Genomic DNA, 18,796 nt, shown 5'->3' with positions numbered 1-18,796 from the left:
GTTTAGGGAGATTTGATGGCTTATTCAGTACAGAAGTCGCGCCTGGCGAAGGTTGCGAGTGTTTCGCTTGTTATGCTGCTCGCTGCCTGTAGTTCAGACTCGCGCTACAAGCGCCAGGTGAGCGGTGATGAATCCTATCTGGATGCGACCCCGCTTGCTGAACTTCACGCACCGGCTGGTATGATCCTGCCGATTCAGAACGGCGATTACAATATTCCCGTGACCAACGGCAGCGGCCTGGTCGGTAAAGCGCTCGATATTCGTCCGCCAGCACAGCCTCTGGCGCTGGTGAGCGGGGCGCGTACCCAGTTCACCGGTGATACGGCGTCGCTGCTGGTTGAAAGCGCCCGCGGTACCACCCTGTGGCCGCAGGTTGTGAGCGTCATTCAGGCGAAGAACTACACCATCGATAAACGTGATGATGCCAGCCAGACCTTAACCACCGACTGGATCGAGTGGAACCGTCTGGACGAAGATCAGCAGTACCGTGGGCGTTATCAAGTCTCCGTTAAACCTCAGGGGTATCAGCAGGCGGTTACCGTTAAGCTGTTGAACCTGGAGCAGGCGGGTAAACCGGTTGCGGATGCCGCATCAATGCAGCGTTATAGCACTGAAATGCTGAACGTGATTGCCGCGGGTCTGGATAAGAACGCCAGCGACGCCGCTAACGCAGCGCAGAGCCGCAACGGCGCGACGTTTGACGTTCAGAGCGGTGCGGATGACACCGGTCTGCCAATGCTGGTTGTGCGTGCACCGTTTAACCAGACCTGGCAGCGCCTGCCAGCGACGCTGGAAAAAGTGGGCATGAAAGTGACCGACAGCACCCGTTCAACCGGTAGCATGACGGCAACCTATAAGCCGCTGTCTGACAGTGCATGGCAGGAACTGGGCGCCACCGATCCACAGCTGGCTTCCGGCGACTACAAGATTCAGGTAGGTGACCTCGATAACCGCAGCAGTCTGCAGTTTATCGATCCGAAAGGCCACACGCTGACCCAGTCGCAGAACGATGCGCTGGTGGCCGTCTTCCAGGCTGCATTCAGCAAATAAATACGAGGGCTGGTTAATCCAGCCCTTTTTATTTTCGTGCTACGCAAACGTGTGCGTGGCATAATATCCCCAGTTTTGAACACCAATCATCACACCAGGAGTAATGAAGATGCAGAAGCAAGCTGAGTTGTATCGTGGCAAAGCGAAGACCGTATACAGCACGGAAAACCCGGATCTGTTGGTGCTCGAGTTCCGCAATGATACGTCAGCAGGGGATGGCGCACGCATTGAGCAGTTCGATCGTAAAGGCATGGTGAACAACAAGTTCAACCACTTCATTATGACCAAACTGGCCGAAGCGGGTATCCCGACCCAAATGGAAGCGCTGTTGTCCGATACGGAATGTCTGGTGAAAAAACTGGATATGGTTCCGGTTGAGTGCGTCATTCGTAACCGCGCAGCAGGCTCCCTGGTGAAGCGTCTTGGTATTGAAGAAGGTATTGAGCTGAATCCACCGCTTTTTGACCTGTTCCTGAAAAACGATGCCATGCACGATCCGATGGTCAATGACTCTTACTGCGAAACCTTCGGCTGGGTGAATAAAGAGAACCTGGCGCGCATGAAAGAACTGACCTACAAAGCCAACGACGTGCTGAAAAAACTGTTTGATGACGCGGGTCTGATCCTCGTCGACTTCAAGCTGGAGTTCGGCCTGTTCAAAGGCGAAGTGGTTCTGGGTGATGAGTTCTCTCCGGACGGCAGCCGTCTGTGGGATAAAGAAACGCTGGATAAAATGGACAAAGACCGTTTCCGTCAGAGCCTGGGTGGCCTGATTGAAGCGTACGAAGCGGTTGCTCACCGTTTAGGCGTTAAGCTCGACTAACTCCCTCATCGCCAAAGGATATGTATATCCTTTGGCGTCTTACCCTTGTTTCCTATGGTAATCTTGCCGTTAACCGCCTACGATCATAGCTATTATTAATGGAATAGTTCGAGGTGGTTATGCGCTGGCAAGGGCGTCGTGAAAGTGACAATGTAGAAGACAGGCGCAGCGATAGCGGCGGCGGTCCTTCAATGGGTGGGCCTGGCTTCCGGTTACCCAGCGGAAAGGGCGGTATTATTCTGCTGATTGTGGTGCTGGTCGCGGGGTACTACGGTGTCGATCTGACCGGTTTAATGACCGGCCAGCCTCTGCAGCAACAGCAGCATTCTGAGCGCTCAATCAGCCCGAACGAGGATGAAGCGGCCAAATTTACCTCCGTTATTCTCGCCACCACAGAAGAAACCTGGGGTCAGCTGTTCGAGAAAATGGGGCGTACCTATCAGCAACCCAAGCTGGTGATGTACCGTGGTGCCACCCGTACCGGATGCGGCACCGGACAGTCGGTTATGGGGCCGTTCTACTGTCCGGCAGACAGCACCGTCTATATCGATCTCTCTTTCTATGATGACATGAAACGCAAGCTTGGCGCTGACGGCGATTTTGCCCAGGGCTACGTCATTGCGCATGAAGTCGGGCACCATGTGCAAAAACTGCTGGGGATAGAACCCAAAGTACGCCAGCTTCAGCAAAACGCCTCTCAGGCTGAGGTAAACCGTCTTTCCGTACGCATGGAACTGCAGGCGGACTGCTTCGCGGGCGTCTGGGGGCACAACATGCAGCAGCAGGGCGTGCTGGAATCCGGTGACCTGGAAGAGGCGCTCAATGCCGCGCAGGCTATCGGTGACGATCGTCTTCAGCAGCAGAGCCAGGGCCGCGTCGTGCCGGACAGCTTTACTCACGGCACATCACAACAACGATACAGCTGGTTCAAACGCGGTTTCGACAGCGGTGACCCGGCGCAGTGTAATACCTTTGGCAAAGCCATGTAATGGTGGCGTTTGAACATCTGATTCGCGAGCTTGAGCACAAAGGTCATCGTCGGCTGGTGGTGCTCAGCGGCGATGAGCAGTGGACATTCACGCAGGCATCAGCCCTGCGTGATGCCTTGCCCGGAGACTGGCTGTGGCTGGCGGATAACGCGTCCAGAGCCATCAGCGGGCTGCTGGGACGCGAGTTCCGGCACGCAATTTTTGATGCCCGCGCCGGGTTTGACGTCTCAGCCTTTGCGGCCCTGAGCGGGACGCTGCGTGCCGGTAGCCTTCTGGTGCTGCTGGTACCACCCCCTGGCGTGTGGGCGGAACAACCTGACAGCGATTCTCTGCGCTGGAGTGACAGCGCCGAACCCATCGCCACGCCAAATTTTATCCACCACTTTTGCCGGACGATTGCCGACGATCCTGAGGCGATAGTCTGGCTTCAGCACCAGCCTTTATCGCTCCCTGCACGATCCGACGCCCCTGACTGGCAGCCCGCCAGCGGTGCGCCGCAGCGCGAGCAGGCTGAGATCCTGGCAGCACTCCTGGCCATGAAACGCGGCGTTGTGGCCGTTACGGCCCCGCGCGGACGTGGAAAGTCTGCGCTGGCGGGAATGCTGTTGAGCCGCACGCAGGGCAGTGCCATTGTCACCGCGCCATCAAAAGGTGCGACGGAGGTTATCGCCCGTTTTGCCGGCGAACGTTTTCACTTTATGGCCCCGGACGCGCTGCTGGCCTCTGAAGAGCAGGCCGACTGGCTGATTGTTGACGAAGCCGCCGCCATTCCCGGACCGCTGCTTGAAAAGCTGGTTGACCGTTTCCCGCGTGTCCTGCTGACCACAACGGTGCAGGGTTACGAAGGAACAGGAAGAGGCTTTCTGCTTAAGTTCTGTAGCCGGTTCAGCGGGTTGCAGCGGTATACCTTATCAACCCCGGTACGCTGGGCTGCAGGATGTCCTCTTGAACGGGTCGTCGCCAGCGCACTGCTGTTTGACGATACGCTTATCGATCGCAGCCCAACAGGCGCCATACAGTTGACCTCTCTGGCTCCGGAAGCATGGGCGAGCAACCCGGCGCTGGCGGCGAGTGTGTATGAGCTGCTTTGTGCGGCACATTACCGCACCTCACCGCTTGATTTACGCCGCATGATGGACGCGCCCGGCCAGCACTTCGCCGTCGCCCAAACGGACTCTGTCATTGCCGGGGCGCTCTGGCTGGTGGAAGAGGGGGGATTAACGGCGCAGCTCAGCCGTGCCGTCTGGGCGGGGTTCCGCCGTCCTCGCGGGAACCTGGTGGCGCAGTCCCTTGCCGCGCATGGCGGCTCCCCGCTGGCGGCAACGCTCAAAGGCCGACGGGTGACCCGAATAGCGGTACATCCTCGTCGTCAACGGGAAGGCATCGGACAGGCACTGATCCGCAACGCAAGCGGCGAGGATTACCTGTCGGTGAGCTTTGGCTATACCGATGAACTGTGGCGTTTCTGGCAGCGATGCGGCTTTGTGCTGGTGCGCATGGGCAGCCATCGCGAAGCCAGCAGCGGCTGTTATACCGCAATGGCCTTGCTGCCGCTCAGCGACGCGGGGCGACAGCTGTGTGAGCAGGCACATCAGCGACTGCGCCGCGATGCGCGCGTGTTATCGGCCCTGAACGGTGAAAAGATCCCGGTGGACGATGGCTGGGAGGCTACCCTTAATAGTGACGACTGGCTGGAGCTGGCGGGGTTTGCCTTTGCCCATCGCGCATTTTCTACCTCCGTCGCGGCGTTAACGCGGTTGCTGCTAAGCGTGGACATGCCGCTGCCCGCCCTGCGCGGGAAAGTGGAGGCGAGAAGTGATGACGCCCGGCTCAGCGCTGAACTGCTTCTTTCGGGGCGAAAAGCGTTACTGGCCAGGCTTCGCAGTGAAACGGCGCAAGCGCTTGAAAGCCTTGAACCTGCACGCTGTCAGCAGCTGAAAGACGACATTTTGCAATGGCAATTTTTTCAATGACTTCTTCAGTAAAGTGGCATGGTCATTCCTCCTGAGAGGCGTAGAATCCAGGCCATCAAATAAGGAGACCGCCATGAAACACGATCATTTTGTTGTTCAAAGCCCTGATAAACCGGCTAAACAGTTACTGCTTCTGTTTCATGGTGTTGGCGATAACGCCGTCAATATGGGCCAGATTGGCAGCTGGTTTGCCCCGGTATTTCCGCAGGCGCTGATTGTCAGTATTGGCGGGGTGGAGCCGTGTGGTCCGAACGGACGGCAGTGGTTCTCCGTTCAGGGCGTAACGGAAGAGAACCGCCAGGCACGTATTGACGCCGTCATGCCTGTCTTTATCGACACCGTGCGTTACTGGCAGCAGCAGAGCGGCGTTGGTGCCGATGCGACCGCGCTGATTGGCTTTTCGCAGGGGTCTATCATGTCCCTGGAGAGCGTAAAAGCGCAGCCAGGCCTGGTGTCGCGTGTGATTGCTTTTAACGGTCGCTTTGCGACGTTACCGCAACGCGCGACGACGCAGACCACGATCCATCTGATCCACGGTGGTGAAGACCGTGTGATTGAACTTTCGCATGCGGTTGCCGCGCAGGAAGCACTGATCCGCGAAGGCGGGGATGTGACGCTGGATATTGTAGACGATCTGGGGCACGCGATTGATGACCGCAGCATGCAGTTTGCGCTCGATCATCTGCGTTATACCGTACCGAAGCACTACTTTGATGAAGCGCTCAGCGGCGGCAAGCCAAATGACGATGATATCGTCGAGTTTATGTGATGTAGCCCCCTCTCCCACAGGAGAGGGGACAGAGAATCACTTCTTCTGGTCTTTCTTCGGCCAGTCGTCATCATCGTCCCACTTATCGTTAAAATCACGATGCGGTGGAAGATCCGGTTTGTTGGCGAGAAACTTTTTGTGATCAACGCGCTTAAGATCTTTAATGACGTTAAGTAACACGCCGACCAGAAACACTAACACCAGAATCCACCAGTACTTTGAAAGCCAGTCCATTCGCTATTCCTCTCAGAGCGTTCGTCAGGCGACGAGTTGCTCCATAATTCGTTGATACATACGGGCCAGCAGCTGCAAATCAGCAGCATTCACACATTCATTGATTTTATGAATGGTTGCGTTCACCGGCCCCAGTTCGACAACCTGGGCCCCCATCCGGGCAATAAAGCGTCCGTCTGAGGTGCCACCTGTCGTCAGCAGTTGTGGCTTAATTTCATTATAGTGCTCGATGGCGTTCACTACCGCATCCACCAGTTTGCCGCGCTGGGTCAGGAACGGCTGGCCGGAAAGCCACCAGTCCACGGTGTAACGCAGATTATATTTTTCCAGCAGCGCGATAACGCGCGCTTTGATCATCTCATCGGTCAGTTCAGTGCTGAAGCGGAAGTTAAACTGGACAAAGAAATCACCCGGGATCACATTGTTGCTGCCGGTACCGGCCTTCAGGTTTGCAATCTGCATGCTGGTCGGTGGGAAGAACTCATTGCCTTTATCCCACTCGATGGTCACCAGTTCGTTCAGCAACGGTGCCGCGCGATGGACCGGGTTATCGGCCAGGTGTGGATAGGCAACGTGCCCCTGAACGCCATGAAGGGTCAAATTGCAGGTCAGCGACCCACGGCGACCATTTTTGACGACGTCTCCCACCACTTCCGTACTGGATGGCTCGCCGACCAGGCAGTAGTCGAGACGCTCATTGCGGGCCATCAGCGCCTCAACGACCTTCACGGTGCCGTTGTGGGCGCTGGCTTCTTCGTCAGAGGTGATCAAAAACGCGAGGCGGTTTCTGTGGTTCGGATGTTGGGCAACGAAGCGCTCTGCCGCCACGACCATCGCCGCCAGCGAGCCTTTCATGTCTGCCGCACCGCGCCCGAACAACATGCCATCGCGGATGGTCGGTTCAAACGGCGGGTTGATCCAGCGATCCGCATCACCAGCGGGAACGACGTCGGTATGTCCGGCAAAGGCCAGCGTTTCGCCCTGACCGCGCCACGCCCAGAAGTTCTGGGTGTCGCCAACGTCCATGCGTTCAACGGTGAAACCGATGGCACGCAGGCGCTCAATCATTAATGCCTGACAACCTGCGTCGTCCGGGCTAAGGGAGGGACGGCGAATAAGCTGCTGAGTCAGCTCAATGACCGGGCATGACATAAACTACACCTCAACGAAAAAAGTCGGAATAAAGGGTTTCACTGAAACCCAGCAGCATAGGCTGCCCGGGCGCGCAGAGCAATGGGCGTTTGATGATTGCCGGCATTTCGAGCATCAGTTTGGCGGCACTGTCGGCGTCGGTGATGCCAGCCCGGACGGCTTCATCCAGTTTACGCCAGGTGGTACCACGGGTATTCAGCAGCGCCTCCCAACCCAGTTCCGTGATAGCGGTATGCAGAAATTCTGCATCAAGCCCGTCAACGCGATAGTCATGGAAACGGTACTCCACGTTGTTCGCTTCCAGCCAGCGGCGTGCTTTTTTGATGGTGTCGCAATTTTTAATGCCGTACATCACAACCATGGTGAATCCTTTTGTTCTTATGATGATTAAATGTTCAGTAATTTCGAAGATATATCCTTAAGTGGAATATAACACATTCAGGAATTGTCTTGATTTACACTTCTTCTTAATTCAACTCACAACTGTACGCTGAATATTCTTTCATCATTTAAGCATAGATGTCCATAAGACCGAAAATGCTAATGAACTCAGGCGGTAATTTAAATCTCACCTGCCTGTATGGTTATTTCAAAATATTGCTGAGCGTCACACAAAATTTAAGGCCCTGCGTTCATATTTATCATAAATCCCTGACAGTAGCGGGGTACAATCACAGCGATAGGTTAGACGGTCTTCACAATGATGATACGTTTTCGTAGAATGCGCATAATAATAAGAGAGGTAGTTATGATTGAACGTGAACTGGGGAACTGGAAAGATTTTATCGAAGGCATGCTTCGTAAATGACATTCAGTAAGAATTGCAAGAGCACTTAAATAAGTAAAATAACCATAGTGTGAATTAATCACACACCCTAAAAGGCGGCCCTGAGAGCCGCCTTTTTTATTACGTACTGTTATTCAGGACGTTCCTTCAGCGGGAAGCGGCGACGCACCAGCACAAAGAACAGCGGCACAAAATAAATGGCCAGGACGGTTGCCGAAATCATGCCTCCCATCACCCCTGTACCTACCGCATGCTGGCTGCTGGAGCCCGCACCGGTGCTGGTTGCCATCGGTAATACCCCAAAGACAAATGCCAGCGACGTCATCAGGATCGGACGCAAGCGCTGACGGCAGGCGTGCAGTGTGGCCGCCATCAGCTCGTGGCCTTTGGCATTCATCTCGTTGGCAAACTCAACAATCAGGATCGCATTTTTCGCCGACAGGCCGATCACGGTGAGCAGCCCTACCTGGAAGTACACATCATTCTCCAGACCGCGCATCCAGGTCGCCAGCAGCGCACCGATGACGCCAAGCGGCACCACCAGCATGACCGAGAACGGAACGGACCAGCTTTCATACAGCGCGGCAAGACAGAGGAAGACCACCAGCAGGGAAAGCGCATAAAGCGCAGGCGCCTGTGCCCCGGAGAGCCGCTCCTGATAAGACATCGCCGTCCACTCCAGCCCAAATCCGGCAGGCAGCTGTTGCACCAGTTTCTCCATGGTGTCCATGGCGGTACCGGTACTGACGCCCGGCGCGGCTTCACCGACGATTTCTACCGCCGAATAGCCGTTATAGCGTTCCAGACGCGGCGAACCACTCTCCCAGTGCGACGAGGCGAACGCCGAGAACGGCACCATCCCGCCTGCGTTATTACGAACAAACCAGCGGTTAATATCATTCGGCAACATACGGAACGGCGCGGCGGACTGGACATACACTTTTTTCACACGCCCACGATCCATAAAGTCATTCACATAGCTTGAGCCCCAGGCCGTCTGCAGGGTGTCGTTAATGTCGTCGATGGAAACACCCAGAGCCTGCGCCTTACGCTGATCAATATCCACCTGCAGCTGCGGGCTGTCATCCAGGCCGTTATGACGAACGCGGGTCAGGTCAGCGTCTTTGCCCGCCAGCGCTAACAGCTTATCGCGCGCCGCCATCAGCGCCGTGTGGCCTGCACCGGCGTGATCCTGCAGCTCCATGTCAAACCCGGCAGAACTGCCCAGCCCGCTAATGGCCGGTGGGCTGCTGGCAAAGACGCGCGCTTCGTTGATCTTCGTAAAAGCGTGGGTGGCGCGTTCAATGATGGCCGATGCGGTCCCCGTTTTTGTGTCGCGCTCGTCCCAGTCCTTCAGGCGTACAAACATACGGGCAACGTTCTGCCCGTTACCGCCCGGGCCAGAGCCCACGGTGGAGAAGACCGACACCACATTATCTTTCTCCTGGGTGAAGAAGTACTGTTCGACTTTTTCGACCACTTTCAGCGTCTGCTGCTGCGTCGCGCCGCTCGGAAGTTGCACGGAGGTGGTGAACATTCCCCGGTCCTCCATTGGCAGGAACGAGGTAGGCAGATGCAGGAATAGCCAGACCATTCCACCCAGCAGCACTACGTAAATCAACATCCAGCGCAGGCTGCGGTGCAACACTTTACCGACAGCGGATTCATAGCGCGCGGCATTGCGGTTAAACATGCGGTTAAACCAGCCGAAGAACCCTTTCTGACCATGCTGCTCGCCTTTGTGCAAAGGCTTAAGAAGGGTAGAGCAGAGCGCAGGGGTCAGGATCAGCGCCACCAGTACCGAAAGCACCATTGCCGAGACGATGGTTATCGAGAACTGGCGGTAAATGGCGCCGGTTGTGCCGCCAAAGAAGGCCATCGGGATAAAGACCGCCGAAAGCACCATGGCGATGCCGACTAACGCGCCCTGTATTTGCCCCATCGATTTACGCGTGGCCTGGCGCGGGGAAAGGCCTTCCTCGCTCATGATGCGCTCGACGTTTTCAACCACCACGATGGCGTCATCCACCAGAAGGCCAATTGCCAGCACCATTGCAAACATCGTCAGCGTGTTGATGCTGTAACCAAACGCGTAAAGCACCGCGAAGGTGCCCAGCAGGACCACGGGGACGGCTATGGTCGGGATCAGCGTCGCCCGGAAGTTTTGCAGGAACAGGTACATGACCAGGAAGACCAGCGCGATGGCTTCCAGCAGGGTCTTCACCACATCCTCAATCGACGCTTTAACGAAGGAGGTGGTTTCGTAGGCGACTTTGTATTCAAGGCCGTGAGGGAAATAGTTCGACAGCTCGTCCAGGCGGTCTAACACCAGTTTCGCCGTCGCCATTTCATTTGCGCCGGAGGCCAGTTTAATCCCCAGGCCGGAGGCGGGATTACCGTTAAAGCGGCTCAGGTAGTCGTACTTTTCCGCGCCCATTTCCACCGTGGCGACATCGCCCAGCCGCACTTCTGAACCGTCCTGATTCACGCGCAGGGTGATGTTGCGGAACTGGTCCGGAGTCTGAAGCAGCGATTGCGAGTTAATGGTGGCATTCAGGGCTTGTTTTTCGACGGAAGGCGTTCCTCCCAGCTGCCCTACGGCAATCTGGGCGTTCTGCGACTTGATGGCGTCCGTCACGTCAGTCGCCGTCATCTGGAAGCTGTTCAGCTTGTCAGGATCGAGCCAGATGCGCATTGAATATTGTGACCCCTAGGCGTCGATATCCCCTACGCCGTTAATACGGCTGAGCGGGTCCTGAATGTTACTGGCAACGTAGTCCGCAATATCCTGCTTATCCATGGAACCATCGGTGGAGACAAACGCGATGGTCAAAATATTGGTATCCCCCGTTTTACGTACGGTAACGCCCTGATTTTGCACTGCCTGCGGCAGTTTTCGCATGGCTGACTGCAGCTGGTTTTGTACCTGCTGCACCGCTTCGTCCGGGTCAGTCCCGGCCGTAAAGCTCAGGGTCACCGTGGCCTGGCCCGTGGCGCTGCTTTGTGAGGACATGTACATCAGGTTATCCAGACCCGTCATGTTCTGCTCGATAACCTGCGTCACGGTATTTTCCAGCGTCTGTGCCGAGGCGCCGGGGTAGTTTGCTGTGACACGCACGTTAGGAGGTGCCAGATCGGGGTATTGCTCAACGGGAAGTGAAGTAATGGCCAGGACACCTGTCAGACACAACAGAATGGCAAGTACCCAGGCAAAAATGGGGCGATCGATGAAAAAATTCGCCATGAAAAATTGACCTCGTTTTGCTGCACGTCATTATTGTTTATTGCCCGCACCACTTTAGCGGCAAGACGAAGACCAAACGTGGAGAAATAAAGGAGATAATGTAAATTATCATGCGCGTTTCTCTGCGCTGCCCCCTTTACGGTTATTTACCTGTTAACGCCAGCGACGAAGGGAATGTCACGCTCACCTGTGTTCCCCCATTTTGTGGCTGCGAAAAGTGCAGGGTACCGCCGAGCCGTTCCGCGCGTTCACGCATAATATTCAGTCCGTAATGTCCCGGCGGCTCGCTGGCTTCGCCAATCCCGATGCCATTGTCGCGAATGCTCACGCTGTGCGTGCCGTCCACGGCGGTGATACAGCTTACGGTGATCTCGCTGGCCTGCGCGTGCTTGATTGCGTTCAACACCGCTTCACGCACGATCTGCAGCAGATGCACCTGCTTTTGTGCGTCAAGGGCCAGCGAAGAGAGGCGACAGTCAAGATGCAGCTTTGCCTGCGTCTGGCTCTGCAGACCGTCGAGTGACTCCTGAAGGGCTGCCGGCAGGTTAGCGTGGTTGAGCGTCAGGCGGAAGGTGGTGAGCAGCTCGCGAAGCTGATGCCAGGCATTGTTAAGCTCGCGGGAGAAGTCGGTGATGATGGTCTGCGCCGGGGCATTCTCTTGCGGTACGGCACGCTTAAGCAGCGCAAGCTGGATCCGCAGATACGACAACACCTGCGCGAGGGAATCATGCAGTTCGCGGGCAATCGTCGCGCGCTCTTCCATCAACAGCAACTGCTGGTAATGCTTTTGTGCCTGGTTGAAGTAAAGCCCGCGCCCGAGCATTGTCGCCACGCTTCTCATCAGCGGAAGCGGGACGCTGTCCGTCTCGCTCTGCCAGCGCAGCTCGCCGTAGAGCGTGTCCTGCATCAGCACCGGCAGGTTTTGCAGCGGCATGTCGGCTGCCTCACTCCCTTCACACAGACGCCAGTCGTCGCTGGTCCGTAACTCCAGATAATTCATACGGGTGTATTCATGGACGATTTGCAATATATGCCGGAAACAGTGGCTGTCTATCTGTCCGGTGTTGAGCGCCTGCGAACATTTGAACAGCATTTCGAGCTGCTGATGCGCCTCGTTCAGGTGCCGGGTCTTTTCCGCAACCGAATCTTCAAGCGAGCGATAGAGGGTGTGTAACTCCGCCGACATATGGTTAAAGGCGCGGGACAGCTGACCGAGTTCATTCGGCAAAGCGGTATCCGGTGCCGGGGTATCAAATTGTCCCCGTTCAACGCGTTCGCTTGCGGCGACCAGATTGTTGAGCGGCAAGACCACCTGGCGACGGATGCGTCGCAGGGTAAACACCGTCAGCAGCAGGATCCCCAGCGCGCCAGCCAGAGAGAGCAGTGTCACCGTCTGAATTTTATGTTCGGTATAGTGCTGAAGGGCGAGCACAAAGGCATCAATACGGCCAACAAAATCTTCGATATGGGTTTGATACCACGCGAGATCGCCGCGGGCGATGTGCGTATCCATCTCCTGCCAGGCCAGATGCAGCTGCTGGTAGCGCTGTTTGACATCGTCCGGCACGTACCAGCGGTTCAGCTTTTGTAGTGCAGGTGCGCTCAGGGTGTGTTGCCAGTGTTGGCGATGCTGTGTCAGGGAAGGGCTGTTGCGCTGCATCTCATAGCCCAGCCGGTAACTCTGCATACGCAGTGAACCCGCAATATTGATGGCTTCGGCGTCACGCTGGCTGCTGGCAAGCGTCAGCAGCGCGACGGTGCTGGTCAGAACGGATAACACAATCATCGAAAAGAAAGCCCAGGCCAGGCTTGCGGAAACAGGGCGTTTAACGGTCACAGAACGGCTTCCTGAATAAAATTGATCTGCCACAGGTTCACTGGAAATAGTTTGGCATTCCGGGCAATTGAACATTGCCTGACGACGCTGTGATGAGTAAATACCATATTCATACAAAGAATAAGGTTATTGAACCAAAAACAGGTGTCGTTATGAATCGTTTTATTATGGCTAACAGCCAGCAATGTATTGGGTGCCATGCCTGCGAAGTTGCCTGCGTAATGGCGCATAATGATGAGCAACATGTCCTGAGCGAGCGCCATTTCCATCCCCGTATTATGGTCCTTAACTCTGGCGCGCAGAACAGCCCCGTCACCTGTCACCACTGTGAAAATGCCCCGTGTGCACTCAGTTGCCCGAACGGCGCCATCAGCAAATGCGATGACAGCGTACAGGTGAATCAACAAAAATGCATCGGTTGTAAAGCCTGCATGGTTGCCTGTCCCTTCGGCACAATGGAGATTATCGTTACGCCGCTCGACAACGGCAGTGCAAAAGCTTCGGCGTATAAATGCGATCTCTGCCTGACCCGCCCGCAGGGCCCGGCCTGTATTGAAAATTGCCCGGCAGATGTGCTGACGCTGGCGACGCCTGACGTGCTGGATAACCTGGCAAAATCGCGCCGTCAGCGCACCGCCAGGCTGGAGGCGCAGCCCTGGCACAGTGAGGCAGTCAGCGAGGAGACGGCACCCACCAAACTGCAGCAGATGCACAACACACCACCACGCGGCGAGCCCGACAAACTGGCTGCCGAAGAGCGGGTTGGCCATTTCAATGAAATATACCTGCCGTTTCGGATCGAACAGGCCAGACGCGAGGCATCGCGCTGCCTGAAATGCGGGGAGCACAGCATATGTGAATGGACCTGCCCGCTGCACAACCACATTCCGCAGTGGATTGAACGGATTAACGCCGGTGACATCCTCGGCGCGGTCGAACTTTCTCATCAGACCAACTGTTTACCTGAAATTACCGGCCGGGTCTGCCCGCAGGACAGGTTATGTGAAGGTGCCTGCACCGTGCGCGATGCGTCAGGGTCAGTGACCATTGGCAACCTCGAGCGCTACATCTCTGACCAGGCGCTGGCGCTGGGCTGGCGACCGGATATGTCTGGCGTTTCTTCGGTGGGAAAACGCGTCGCGATTATCGGCGCGGGGCCTGCCGGGCTGGCATGCGCGGATGTGCTGGTGCGCAGCGGAGTGAGCGTGACGGTCTATGACAGGCATCCCGAAATCGGCGGCTTGCTGACCTTCGGCATTCCGGCCTTTAAGCTGGATAAATCCCTGCTCGCACGACGCAGAGAGATTTTTACTGCGATGGGGGTTCACTTCGAGCTGAACTGCGACGTGGGCAGCGATGTGTCGTTGTCTCAGTTGCAAACAGATTACGACGCCCTCTTTATTGGCGTGGGAACCTATCGTTCGATGAAAGCGGGCATCCCCCATGAAGATGCGCCGGGTGTCTACGATGCGTTGCCGTTCCTGGTGGGGAACACGCGCCACGTCATGGGGCTGGACGCGACGGCCAACGAACCGTTTATCGACACCCGTGGGCTCAACGTGGTGGTGCTGGGCGGAGGGGATACCGCAATGGACTGCGTGCGCACCGCGTTACGTCACGGCGCGGCAAAAGTCACCTGCGCCTATCGCCGGGATGAAGCCAATATGCCGGGTTCGAAAAAAGAGGTGAAGAATGCGAAAGAAGAGGGAGCCGCATTTGAATTTAACGTCCAGCCCGTTGAATTGACCCTTGCTGCTGACGGCAAGGTTAACGGCATCCGGATGCTGCGCACCCGGATGGGAGAGCCGGATACGCAGGGGCGTCGTCGACCCGTCCCGGTGGAGGGCAGCGAGTTTGTCATGCCGGCCGATGCGGTGATTATGGCTTTTGGCTTTAACCCACATGCCATGCCCTGGCTGGAGAGTCAGGGCGTCAACACCGATGACTGGGGGCGAATCATTGCCTCGGTGGAAAGCCGCTATCGTTACCAGACGTCTAACCCGCAAATTTTCGCCGGCGGTGATGCGGTGCGCGGCGCTGATCTGGTGGTGACGGCGATGGCGGAAGGGCGTCATGCGGCGCGGGGGATCCTCGACTGGCTTGAGGTCAGTGTGCCGAAAACGCACTAAACCAGGCGGGCGACAAAGCGGGTTTCACGGCGTACTATAGGAAGACTCATTGTGTCGTGGAGCCCGTATGACCCTGAAAATTGACGTTATCAAAGACAAAATCCTTTCTGAAAACTACTTTGTCCTGCGTAACATCACTTACGATTTAACCCGTAATAACGGTGAAGTGATCCGCCATAAACGCGAGGTCTATGACCGCGGCAATGGCGCCACCATTTTGCTCTATAACCGTGAAAAGCAGAGTGTGGTGCTGATCCGTCAGTTCAGGGTAGCAACATGGGTCAATGGCAACCCTGACGGAAGGTTGATTGAAACCTGTGCGGGCCTGCTTGATGACGACGAGCCGGAAGTGTGCATCCGCAAAGAGGCCGTCGAAGAGACTGGCTTTGAAGTGGGAGAGGTCAAAAAAGTCTTCGAGCTGTTTATGTCTCCTGGCGGCGTGACGGAAATCGTCCACTTCTTCATCGCGGAATACAGCGATGCGCAGCGTACTCACCGCGGCGGTGGCGTGGAAGATGAAGATATTGAAGTGCTGGAGTTGCCGTTTTCCCGGGCGCTGGAGATGATGCATGCCGGGGAAATCAGGGATGGTAAAGCTGTGATATTACTACAGTATCTTCAAACGACCGGGCTGATGAACGCCTCTTTCGAACGGTGATAGAATGTATTTCGGATAAATCTATCCGATAAATCCGATTGAGCAACCCGGGCGGGAACACGAAGATACAGCCCAGTTAAGCGTTTTCGTTCCGGGATTGTGCCATTCATGCGCTATTGCGTCTCTCTTCTCTGCCTGTTTTGCGTGCTCACCTCCTCGCAGGTGTGGGCTGCGCCTGCCCAGCAATTATTTTCTGACTGGCAGGTGACCTGCAATAACCAGAGTTTTTGCCTCGCACGCAATACCGGTGAACACCGGGGGCTGGTCATGACGCTCAGCCGCAGTGCCGGCGCGAAAACCGACGCTACGCTGCGTATCGATCTCGGCGGCCTTGCTGACCCTGCCGTGAAAGAAGCGGATATTGCGCCACGGTTGTTGCTGGATAAGGTTCCTCTCAAGCTGGATCGGCAGCACTGGCAGTTAACCCCGTGGCATCTGAAAAGTGATGATGCCGCCACCATCACGGCGTTTCTGAAAAATATCCAGGAAGGAAAAGCCCTGACCTTGCGCGGCGGTGACCAGGTTATCTCTCTGAACGGTCTGAAAGCCGCGCTGTTGTTTATTGACGCGCAGCAGAAACGTGTCGGGAGTGAAACGGCCTGGATTAAAAAAGGTGACGATCCGCCGTTAAGCGTGCCGCCTGCACCCGCCTTAAAAAAGGTGGCGGTAGTCAATCCGACGCCGACGCCGCTCTCCCACGCCGAATTGAACGACCTGCTGGATTATGGCACCTGGCGGATGAACAACAGCCAGTGCTCGCTCGATCCTAACCGCCGTGAAGTGCGCGTCACCGCGTTAACCGATGAAAAAGCATTGCTGATTATTAGCTGTGAGGCGGGGGCGTATAACACGGTCTATCTGGCCTGGCTGGTATCGCGCAAAAAGCCGTTTTCTTCCCGCAGCGTAAGGCTGCGTCTGCCTTTCACCCCTGCAGACGATAGCAGTGAAATCGAATTGATGAATGCCCGCTTTGATGAGAAAACGCGCGAGCTGACGACGCTCGCGCTGGGGCGCGGTATTGGCGATTGTGGGGTCCAGACGCGCTGGCGTTTTGACGGCCAGCGTTTCCGCCTGGTGCGTTATGCAGAAGAGCCCAGCTGCGATAACTGGAATGGGCCAGATGCCTGGCCCACGTTGTGGATCACGCGCTAAATTACGCTCAGCGCCTTCTCAACCACATTCTCAACGGTAAAGCCAAAATACGGGAACAGCTTGTCGGCAGGCGCCGACTCGCCGTACCCACGCATCCCGACGATGGCACCTTTCAGCCCGACATATTTGTACCAGTAGTCGGCGATACCCGCCTCGACGGCCACACGGGCTGCGACGTTAGAGGGCAGGACCGATTCACGGTAGGCCTCATCCTGAGCATCAAAAATGTCGGTGGACGGCAGGGATACCACGCGTACCGCATGACCTTCGGCGGTCAGTTTTTCCGCGGCCTTCACGGTAATTTCCACCTCAGAACCGGTAGCAATCAAAATGACATCCGGTTTGCCGCCGCTGTCTTTCAGGATGTACCCGCCGCGGGCGATATTTTTTACCTGCTCCGGCGTGCGTTCAATCTGGGCCAGGTTTTGCCGCGACAGAATTAATGCCGTTGGCCCCGTGTGGCGCTCAACCGCCAGCTTCCAGCCAACCGCCGCTTCGACCTGATCGCACGGACGCCAGGTGCTGAAGTTTGGCGTCAAACGCAGGCTCGCCAGCTGCTCAACGGCCTGGTGGGTGGGACCGTCTTCACCCAGACCAATCGAATCGTGGGTGTAGACCATGATCTGCCGCGCTTTCATTAATGCCGCCATACGCGCCGCGTTACGGGCATACTCAACGAACATCAGGAAGGTAGCAGTGTAGGGCACAAACCCGCCGTGATGGGCGATGCCGTTGGCAATGGCGGTCATCCCGAACTCACGCACCCCGTAGTGGATATAGTTCCCGGCAATATCCTCTTTCAGCGATTTTGAGCCAGACCAGATGGTCAGGTTACTTGGAGCCAGATCCGCGGAGCCGCCCAGCAGTTCAGGCAGGAGGGGGCCGATGGCGTTCAGGGTGTTTTGCGAGGCCTTACGGGTGGCAATTTTTGCCGGGTTAGACTGCAGATTTTCAATCAGCGCCTGGGTTTTCGCATCCCAGTCCTCCGGCAGGCCACCGCTCATGCGGCGCGAGAATTCAGCGGCCAGTTCCGGGTGGGCTTTTTGATAGGCGGCAAATTTTTCATTCCACGCGTGCTGGGCTTTTTCACCCTCTTCGCGGGCGTCCCACTCGCGGTAGATCTCTTTCGGGATCTCAAACGGTGGGTATTTCCAGCCCAGTTTCTGCCGGGTCAGCGCCACTTCTTCTTCACCCAGCGCCGCGCCGTGGGCTTCCTCTTTACCCGCTTTGTTCGGTGAGCCGAAACCGATGGTGGTGCGACAGATGATCAGGGACGGTTTGTCCTTCACGCTTTGCGCTTCCTGAATCGCTTTTTTCACCGCTTCTGGGTCGTGGCCGTCAATTTCATGCACTACGTGCCAGTGGTAGGCCTCAAATCGTTTTGCCGTGTCGTCGGTAAACCAGCCTTTGGTCTCCCCGTCGATGGAGATACCGTTGTGATCGTAAAATCCGATCAGCTTGCCCAGCCCCAGCGTGCCCGCCAGCGAACAGACTTCGTGAGAAATCCCCTCCATCAGACAGCCGTCGCCCATAAACACATAAGTGTAGTGATCGACAATCTCGTGGTCTGGCTGGTTAAACTGCGCCGCCAGCGTGCGTTCGGCAATCGCCAGCCCGACCGCGTTGGCTAACCCCTGGCCGAGCGGCCCGGTGGTGGTCTCCACACCCGGCGTATAGCCTATCTCCGGGTGGCCCGGCGTTTTTGAGTGCAGCTGGCGGAAGTTTTTTAACTCGGATAGCGGCAGGTCGTAGCCGGAAAGGTGCAGCAGGCTGTAGAGCAGCATGGAGGCGTGGCCGTTAGAGAGAATAAAACGGTCGCGATCGTACCAGCTGGGGTCGTTCGGGTTGTGCTTCAGGAAATCATTCCACAGCACTTCGGCAATGTCAGCCATGCCCATGGGGGCGCCAGGGTGGCCGGAATTGGCCTTCTGCACGGCATCCATGCTGAGGGCGCGAATGGCATTGGCTAGCTCTTTACGGGACATAATTCACTCCGTGG

The 18,796-nt window shown here is 56.5% G+C and carries 14 protein-coding genes and 1 pseudogene; 9 read left to right on the top strand and 6 right to left on the bottom strand.

Annotated features, from left to right (window positions below):
- Positions 1–15 precede the first annotated feature (15 nt).
- From bamC to ypfH, 5 genes are all read left to right on the top strand, one after another.
- Positions 16–1,050, top strand: coding sequence for an outer membrane protein assembly factor BamC (bamC, locus tag HV340_RS16245; protein WP_020883067.1), 1,035 nt, complete (start codon positions 16–18; stop codon positions 1,048–1,050).
- 109 nt (positions 1,051–1,159) lie between these two features.
- A complete protein-coding gene (gene purC / locus HV340_RS16240) occupies positions 1,160–1,873 on the top strand; it encodes a phosphoribosylaminoimidazolesuccinocarboxamide synthase (RefSeq protein WP_008501631.1) in 714 nt (237 codons plus the stop codon).
- 119 nt (positions 1,874–1,992) lie between these two features.
- Positions 1,993–2,862: a neutral zinc metallopeptidase gene (locus HV340_RS16235; protein ID WP_020883068.1), complete on the top strand. Its 870-nt coding sequence runs from the start codon at positions 1,993–1,995 to the stop codon at positions 2,860–2,862.
- Positions 2,862–4,835, top strand: coding sequence for a GNAT family N-acetyltransferase (locus HV340_RS16230; protein ID WP_059305770.1), 1,974 nt, complete (start codon positions 2,862–2,864; stop codon positions 4,833–4,835). Before HV340_RS16235 ends, HV340_RS16230 begins: the two co-directional genes overlap by 1 nt.
- Before the next feature lie 73 nt (positions 4,836–4,908).
- Positions 4,909–5,604: an esterase gene (gene ypfH / locus HV340_RS16225; protein WP_032680517.1), complete on the top strand. Its 696-nt coding sequence runs from the start codon at positions 4,909–4,911 to the stop codon at positions 5,602–5,604.
- Between the two features lie 36 nt (positions 5,605–5,640).
- Here ypfH and HV340_RS16220 read toward each other — a convergent pair whose 3' ends face one another.
- From HV340_RS16220 to HV340_RS16210, 3 genes are read right to left on the bottom strand one after another with little or no spacing between them, the layout of a single operon-like run.
- Positions 5,641–5,838 (bottom strand): YpfN family protein, encoded by a 198-nt coding sequence (locus HV340_RS16220; protein WP_014171111.1) that lies wholly within the window; start codon positions 5,836–5,838, stop codon positions 5,641–5,643.
- Between the two features lie 24 nt (positions 5,839–5,862).
- Positions 5,863–6,990, bottom strand: coding sequence for a succinyl-diaminopimelate desuccinylase (gene dapE / locus HV340_RS16215; protein ID WP_181216095.1), 1,128 nt, complete (start codon positions 6,988–6,990; stop codon positions 5,863–5,865).
- A gap of 10 nt (positions 6,991–7,000) precedes the next feature.
- Complete coding sequence (locus HV340_RS16210; RefSeq protein ID WP_059305771.1) at positions 7,001–7,351, bottom strand: ArsC family reductase; 351 nt, start codon at positions 7,349–7,351, stop codon at positions 7,001–7,003.
- Positions 7,352–7,738: 387 nt separating this feature from the next.
- Here HV340_RS16210 and ypfM point away from each other — a divergent pair, with 387 nt between their 5' ends.
- Positions 7,739–7,798: a protein YpfM gene (gene ypfM / locus HV340_RS16205; RefSeq protein ID WP_015572204.1), complete on the top strand. Its 60-nt coding sequence runs from the start codon at positions 7,739–7,741 to the stop codon at positions 7,796–7,798.
- A gap of 109 nt (positions 7,799–7,907) precedes the next feature.
- Here ypfM and acrD read toward each other — a convergent pair.
- Positions 7,908–11,021: pseudogene (gene acrD / locus HV340_RS16200) on the bottom strand (multidrug efflux RND transporter permease AcrD).
- Between the two features lie 142 nt (positions 11,022–11,163).
- Positions 11,164–12,858 (bottom strand): nitrate/nitrite two-component system sensor histidine kinase NarQ, encoded by a 1,695-nt coding sequence (gene narQ / locus HV340_RS16195; protein ID WP_020883073.1) that lies wholly within the window; start codon positions 12,856–12,858, stop codon positions 11,164–11,166.
- A gap of 152 nt (positions 12,859–13,010) precedes the next feature.
- Between narQ and aegA the strand changes: the two genes are divergently transcribed.
- The 3 genes from aegA to HV340_RS16180 all read left to right on the top strand — a co-directional run bounded on the left by aegA (position 13,011) and on the right by HV340_RS16180 (position 16,797).
- Positions 13,011–14,987: a formate-dependent uric acid utilization protein AegA gene (gene aegA, locus HV340_RS16190; RefSeq protein WP_181216094.1), complete on the top strand. Its 1,977-nt coding sequence runs from the start codon at positions 13,011–13,013 to the stop codon at positions 14,985–14,987.
- A 67-nt stretch (positions 14,988–15,054) separates the two neighbouring features.
- A complete protein-coding gene (gene nudK / locus HV340_RS16185; protein ID WP_020883075.1) occupies positions 15,055–15,645 on the top strand; it encodes a GDP-mannose pyrophosphatase NudK in 591 nt (196 codons plus the stop codon).
- Positions 15,646–15,753: 108 nt separating this feature from the next.
- The gene (locus tag HV340_RS16180) at positions 15,754–16,797 is read left to right on the top strand and encodes a DUF1176 domain-containing protein (RefSeq protein WP_063924717.1); all 1,044 of its coding nucleotides are present in this window, start codon (positions 15,754–15,756) and stop codon (positions 16,795–16,797) included.
- Here HV340_RS16180 and tkt read toward each other — a convergent pair.
- Complete coding sequence (gene tkt / locus HV340_RS16175; protein WP_025203492.1) at positions 16,794–18,782, bottom strand: transketolase; 1,989 nt, start codon at positions 18,780–18,782, stop codon at positions 16,794–16,796. The genes HV340_RS16180 and tkt overlap by 4 nt on opposite strands.
- Positions 18,783–18,796: the final 14 nt, after the last annotated feature.

Origin of the sequence: Enterobacter sp. RHBSTW-00975 (genome assembly GCF_013615235.1) — a bacterium.
In the GTDB taxonomy this organism is placed as follows: Bacteria; Pseudomonadota; Gammaproteobacteria; order Enterobacterales; family Enterobacteriaceae; genus Enterobacter; species Enterobacter ludwigii.
The sequence above is the reverse complement of the archived record's forward strand: the minus strand, read 5'-3'. Positions and strand labels throughout refer to the sequence as shown.